Source organism: Mangrovibacterium sp. (assembly GCF_059905295.1).
Window position 1 is genome coordinate 1 of the sequence record NZ_JBZQJF010000076.1, and the last position, 5,873, is coordinate 5,873.

General features: G+C 43.7%; 7 protein-coding genes. 5 read left to right on the forward strand and 2 right to left on the reverse strand.

From position 1 onward, the window contains the following. From AC37HE_RS04195 to tolA, 4 genes are all read left to right on the forward strand, one after another. A partial coding sequence (locus tag AC37HE_RS04195; protein ID WP_500781531.1) for an SLC13 family permease occupies positions 1 to 518 on the forward strand: 518 nt, incomplete at its 5' end. Between the two features lie 93 nt (positions 519 to 611). Then, positions 612 to 1,319 carry a MotA/TolQ/ExbB proton channel family protein gene (locus tag AC37HE_RS04200; protein WP_500781532.1) on the forward strand — a complete coding sequence of 236 codons (708 nt, stop codon included), beginning with the start codon at positions 612 to 614 and terminating at the stop codon, positions 1,317 to 1,319. Between the two features lie 5 nt (positions 1,320 to 1,324). Further along, the gene (locus AC37HE_RS04205) at positions 1,325 to 1,732 is read left to right on the forward strand and encodes an ExbD/TolR family protein (protein WP_500781533.1); all 408 of its coding nucleotides are present in this window, start codon (positions 1,325 to 1,327) and stop codon (positions 1,730 to 1,732) included. Next, positions 1,732 to 2,808, forward strand: coding sequence for a cell envelope integrity protein TolA (tolA, locus tag AC37HE_RS04210; protein ID WP_500781534.1), 1,077 nt, complete (start codon positions 1,732 to 1,734; stop codon positions 2,806 to 2,808). Before AC37HE_RS04205 ends, tolA begins: the two co-directional genes overlap by 1 nt. Positions 2,809 to 3,231: 423 nt before the next feature. Here tolA and AC37HE_RS04215 read toward each other — a convergent pair whose 3' ends face one another. After that, positions 3,232 to 3,510 carry a hypothetical protein gene (locus AC37HE_RS04215; protein ID WP_500781535.1) on the reverse strand — a complete coding sequence of 93 codons (279 nt, stop codon included), beginning with the start codon at positions 3,508 to 3,510 and terminating at the stop codon, positions 3,232 to 3,234. A gap of 99 nt (positions 3,511 to 3,609) precedes the next feature. On the opposite strand from AC37HE_RS04215, the gene AC37HE_RS04220 reads away from it, so the two are divergent. Continuing rightward, positions 3,610 to 4,206 (forward strand): nitroreductase family protein, encoded by a 597-nt coding sequence (locus tag AC37HE_RS04220; protein WP_500781536.1) that lies wholly within the window; start codon positions 3,610 to 3,612, stop codon positions 4,204 to 4,206. Between the two features lie 57 nt (positions 4,207 to 4,263). On the opposite strand, the gene AC37HE_RS04225 is transcribed toward AC37HE_RS04220, so the two are convergent. Beyond that, positions 4,264 to 5,873, reverse strand: a 1,610-nt coding sequence (locus tag AC37HE_RS04225; protein WP_500781537.1) for a RelA/SpoT family protein, incomplete at its 5' end; no start/stop codon positions are given.

Consider the following 5,873-nt stretch of genomic DNA (forward strand, 5'->3'; position numbering starts at 1 on the left):
CTGAAATTCTGCATAAAGACAAGGATGATGAAATCAAGCACAGGCTGAGGGTCACTGCCGTATTACGGAAAGTAGATGTACCAACAATTTTGTTCTTTTTAGGAATCCTTTCAGCGGTTGCTGCGTTGCAATCTGCCGGCCATTTGCACTTGCTTTCACAGGTCTTAGATCAACATCTGGGTAATATCTTCCTAATCGATTTAGCAATTGGTATCCTTTCGTCAATTGTCGACAACGTTCCGTTAGTAGCCGGAGCGATGGGTATGTACCCTATTGCCGAAGCCGGAACCACAGGTTATATGGCAGCCTTCGTACAGGATGGTGCTTTTTGGGAATTTCTGGCTTATACTGCCGGAACAGGTGGCAGTATGCTGATCATCGGATCAGCGGCTGGTGTTGCAGCAATGGGATTGGAAAAAATCGATTTCATTTGGTACCTAAAGAAAATTTCGTGGTTAGCACTAATCGGTTATTTAGCAGGTGCGGCATATTATTACTTTCAAGCAGTTGTTCTTTAAGAACAGTTAAAAATATTCTTATTTTTGCGAGGCATACTTTATTTCAGTATGCCTCGTTTATTTTTACACAGGTCAAAAAAAACAGAAAACTATATGCTGAACTTCGTACTATTACAAGTGAGCACACCTGTTACCAATGGTGCTGACTCTGTAGCTCAAGCTGCGCAACAAGATGGAATTGTTACCCGTTTTTTCGATTTAGCCTTAAAAGGTGGTTGGATCATGATCCCAATCCTGGTTTTATCCTTGGTTGCCGTCTTCATTTTTATCGATCGTTATTTAGCGGTTAAAAAAGCAGGTAAAGTTGATAATTCATTACTTGAACGGGTGAAAGACTTCATTCTTCAAGGGAAAATAGATGCAGCATTAACCTTGGCTCGTTCTCAGGATACTCCAACAGCCCGGATGATTGAAAAGGGTATTACGCGCATTGGGCGCCCAATGTCCGATGTCAATACCGCCATTGAGATGGTTGGAAACCTGGAAATCTCGAAACTCGAAAAAGGCTTACCTGTATTAGCCAGTGTTGCCGGTGGAGCACCGATGATCGGATTCCTGGGAACGGTAATTGGTATGATCCAGGCGTTTTACGATATGGCAAATGCCGGAAACAATATCGATGTTACCTTACTTTCTTCAGGTATTTACCAGGCAATGGTGACGACTGTAGCTGGATTAACAGTTGGTATTATCGCCTATTTCGCTTACAACATTCTCGTATCGAATGTTGAAAAAGTGGTATTCAAAATGGAAGCAGCCACTTCCGAGTTTTTGGATTTATTGAATGAACCTGCAAAGTAAAAACAATGGCTTTAAAACGAAGAAATAAGGTTGATGCCAGTTTCAGTATGTCGTCGATGACCGACATCGTGTTTTTGCTGTTGATCTTTTTCATGGTTACTTCAACCTTGATCGCACCAAATGCATTGAAGCTGCTTTTACCTGAAAGCAATAATCAAACAGCAGCAAAACCGATCACAACGGTGTCCATCACTGCTGACCTGAAATATTACGTCAATACCGACGGGACACCTCACCGGGTTTCTTTCGGCGAAATTGAACCCGCACTCCAACGGGCTATGGGAAGCCAGGAAGATGCTTACGTTTCGCTGCATGCCGACAAATCGGTCCCTATTGAGCAGGTTGTTAAAGTAATGAATATTGCCAAGCGCAATAAATACAAAATGATCTTAGCTACTGCACCGGAACATTAATGAGTTACATTGGCAAACATAGAGCTGGTTTTTGGGGAACAATCATTTTCCATGTGATCATTCTGATCCTGTTGTTATTGTTCGGTTTTTTCACGCCCCTGCCACTTCCCGGTGAAGAGGGTGTGCTGGTTAATTTTGGCAACAGCAAAAACGGCTTGGGAAAAGAAGAACCGGCCCCTGCTCCCCGTCAAAGTTTGCCTGCCAAAGAAGAACCGGCTGCACAACCGGTAAAGGCAACAACACCTCCTCCTCCACCACCATCATCAACAGCACCGGCCACCCCGGTTGAATCAAAAGAAGAGTTGATGACGCAAGACTACGAGAAGACCGTAGCTCTGGAAGCAGCCAAGAAGAAAAAGGAAGAAGAAGCAAAAAAGAAACAACAAGAACTGGCTCGTCAAAAGAAGCTAGCTGATCAAAAGAAAAAAGAAGAGCTGGAACGTCAGCAAAAAATTACTGCTGAGAATGAAGCAAAACGTCAGGCTGAAATCAAACGCCAACAGGAAATTGAAGCCGAGAAACAACGCTTAGCAGAAATTGAACGTCAAAAACAAGCCGAACTGGAGCGTCAGCGTAAAGCGGCCGAGGAAGAACGCAAGCGAAAAGAAGCAGAAGCAGCGAAGGCTGCACAAATCAATAACCTTGCAGCAAAAACCTTTGGATCCGGTTCCGGTGCCGGCAGCAGCAATTCCAAAAGTACCGGAGAAGGTGTAACATACCCGGGTGGGAACCAGGGAAGCCCAACCGGTGGTAATTCAAGTAACTATGGAGATGGCGGTACCGGAAGTGGAAGCTCTGGTAATGGACCTTCATTCAGTCTGGATGGGCGCCGTGCCCTGGGCTTGCCCAAACCCAATTATCCGGGTAATGAAGAAGGTGTTGTTGTTGTAAGCATCACGGTTAATAAATACGGCAAGGTAAGCAGTGCCAAACCGGGTGTAAAAGGAACAAATACCTATAATGCGAACTTGCTGGAAGCAGCTCGTCAGGCGGCTTTAAAAGCAACTTTCAACAACGATCCCAATGCTCCTGCCTTTCAAACAGGAACAATCACCTATCGCTTTGTTTTAGATTAGTGTCTGGTCTAGTTACAAAATTTCGGGTAAGATTGCTTCCTCCTTAGTCGTCGCAATCACGTCGTCATTTTGAGTACCTACCCCAAATAAATGGGCACAATGAGGAAATGACAGTTTTCTTGAAATGTAAAATATTGAATAACCAATAAAAAATGTAGAAGTAAGAAATCGCAATTCACGGTCTTCTTCCGTTATTAAAGTTCCGGGGTTCTGGTTACTGCAACTGATCAAGGTTCCAGACAGATCCTTTTTGAAATTTGGAATTAAAAACCTGGAATTTGAGTCAACTTGCAGCTTGAGGCTAGGATCTTGAAGCTCCCTCAATCCTTCATACCATCTATCCTTCAATCATTAAATCTGTCCTTGGTAGCAGGTATGACGGCGAAACGATCTTTATGAATGTCAGGAGTGACTTGACACAAGCTACGGGTTTATCAAATCCGGATTAAAGAAGCCCAGAATAGACCTGACCAGATCGATCTGATTTTGGGCACCAGGATAATCAGGATCATTTTCCAACACCTGGTTAAAGTCATTAATCGCTTGGCCCCACTCCTGTTTTTTTACAGATATCCGGCCTTTCAGAAAATAGATCTCAGCAGTTGGTTCTCCTGAAGCCAATTGTTCTTCAATTTTGAGTAAAGCCGCTTCCAGTTGGCTTTCATCTATTAACCTTTCAATCTCACTTATTTTCTCGTTCATGTTCATCAATACTTGCGGGTTGTCTTTCAACAAAGGATGGTGAAATTACAAACTTATCAGCTTTTCCATTGTTCTTCTTGCTAAATAATACGAACAACGATGACAGAGAACGCAGAAACAATCGAAAATTGGATTAAAAGCCGAAAATCAACTTTTGTCAATGGGCTGAAGGAAGGTAGTCAAATTGATGATGCTATTATTGAAAAGCTACTCGAGAATGCCAGTTGGGCGCCATCGCACGGCTTAGTGCAAGCCTGGAATTTTAAAATCTTTGCCGGCGATGCTGTGAAACGCTTTTTCATGGTTCAGCAACAAATCTATAAAGAAATCACACCTGCCGAAAAATTCGTTGATTTCAAATACGATGCCTATTCGGAAAAACACAAACGCGTTTCGCATATTATTGCCATCATTGCCAAACGCGATCCTTATAAACGCTTTCCTGCTCAGGAAGATCTTGTTTCGGTTGCCTGCGCCGTCGAAAATATCTATTTAAGCCTGCAGGCCTACGGAATTGCCGGTTATTTAAGCACCGGAGGAGTTTGCTATTCACAGCAAATGCGACAATTTCTTAAATTAGAGGCCGAAGATGTGCCTGTCGGATTTTTCATTTTAGGAGAAGCAGATGAAAGCTTTCAACGCCCTCCACGCATGCGTATTCCGGCAGAACAAAAAACTGAGTGGATTCGGGAATAAACAGCAAATGCAGAAGTTAACCAGTAACTTCTGCATTTGCTTATTTTGGGGCCGACTTTAGCCATCCGCACGGGAAACATGCTGAATTCCCTTAATGTGATGCAGTTTGCGCATCAGGAAATCCAAATGCTCAATATTATTGACATAGATACGCAGTGTACCTAAAAACTCGCCACCGGAGGTATCAATACTTATCGAGCGCATAGATACACCAACATCCTTCGAGATCACATTTGAGATCTGCGCCACAAGGCCAACTTCATCAATTCCGGAAAGTCGAATGGTAGCCTGGAATGACGTTTTCTTATCCGAATCGCGCCACTTGGCAGGAATAATCCGGTATGGATAGCGCTCAAACATCTGTTTGGCATTCGGACAGGTACGACGGTGAATCTTAATCCCCTCTTTAATGGTTACAAAGCCAAAAATATCGTCTCCAAAAATGGGGTTACAGCACTGTGCCAGCTTGTGATTAACATCCTTAATGTTGTTATCAATCACCAGGTAATCATCACCACCGGTAAACTCCATCTCCTTAAACTGGTCGGCCGAGAGATTCTCCTCAAGCTTTTGTTTGGCTGATGGCTCTTCCGCTTGCTCCTTAAGCGTAAGCACTTCCTTAATATCGAGCGTATCGATCTTCTCCGTCGAAATATTGTAATAAAGATCCTGCGCCAACTTCAGGTGATAATGCTTCAGTAAAGTTCGGATCGTTTCATCGTTATAGTCAATCTTCCAGTTTTTCAACTTACGAACCAGAATCTCCTTACCGTTATCAGCTTCACGTTTCCGCTCCTCGTTCAAACTAGCCTTAATGCGGTTTTTGGCTTTGCTGGTAATGGCAATATCCAGCCAGTCCAGCTTGGGCTTTTGGTTGTTTGAGGTATCGATAGAGATCTGCTCGCCGTTTTTCAACTTATAGCGAAGCGTCACTTTCCGTCCATCAACCATCCCACCAACACAGCGATCGCCAACAACCGAGTGAATTTCATAGGCAAAGTCGAGCAAGGTTGCACCGGCAGGAAGTCGCTTTAAATCCCCCTTAGGTGTGAAGACAAAAATCTCATCCTTGTAAATATTCGTATTGAATTCGTCAATGAAATCAACCACGTTCAATTCCGGATTTTCCAAAATCTCACGCACACCTGCCAACCACTTTTCCATTTCAGCCGATGCCGAACCACCTTTATACTTCCAGTGAGCAGCCAAACCTTTCTCGGCGATCTCATCCATCCTTTTCGTCCGAATCTGTATTTCGACCCACTTTTTATTGGGTCCCAGCACAGTGGCATGCAAACTCTCGTAACCATTTGACTTGGGCACCGTAATCCAGTCGCGCATACGCTCCGGGTTGGCCTGATACTCTTCGGTAACAATGGAAAAAACCTGCCAGCAGTCCGACTTTTCAGCTTGTGCCTCCGACTCCAGAATTACCCGAATTGCAAAGATGTCGTACACTTCCTCGAAAGGGATGCCCGACTTCTTCATCTTGTTCCAGATGGAATTGATCGCTTTGGTGCGGGCTTTCATTTCAAACTTGAAACCCTTGACTTTTAACTTTTCCTCAATCGGCTTTACAAATTTCGCTACAAAGTTTTTCCGTTCTGTTTCAGATTCTTTCAAACAGTCGGAAACATGCTTGAAATCGTCGGGTGACAAATACTTCA

Excerpts from the sequence above, each read along its gene's own strand:
- AC37HE_RS04200 (WP_500781532.1), top strand. The coding sequence starts at position 612 with ATGCTGAACTTCGTACTATTACAAGTGAGCACACCTGTTACCAATGGT.
- AC37HE_RS04205 (WP_500781533.1), top strand. The coding sequence starts at position 1,325 with ATGGCTTTAAAACGAAGAAATAAGGTTGATGCCAGTTTCAGTATGTCG.
- tolA (WP_500781534.1), top strand. The coding sequence starts at position 1,732 with ATGAGTTACATTGGCAAACATAGAGCTGGTTTTTGGGGAACAATCATT.
- AC37HE_RS04215 (WP_500781535.1), bottom strand. The coding sequence starts at position 3,510 with ATGAACGAGAAAATAAGTGAGATTGAAAGGTTAATAGATGAAAGCCAA.
- AC37HE_RS04220 (WP_500781536.1), top strand. The coding sequence starts at position 3,610 with ATGACAGAGAACGCAGAAACAATCGAAAATTGGATTAAAAGCCGAAAA.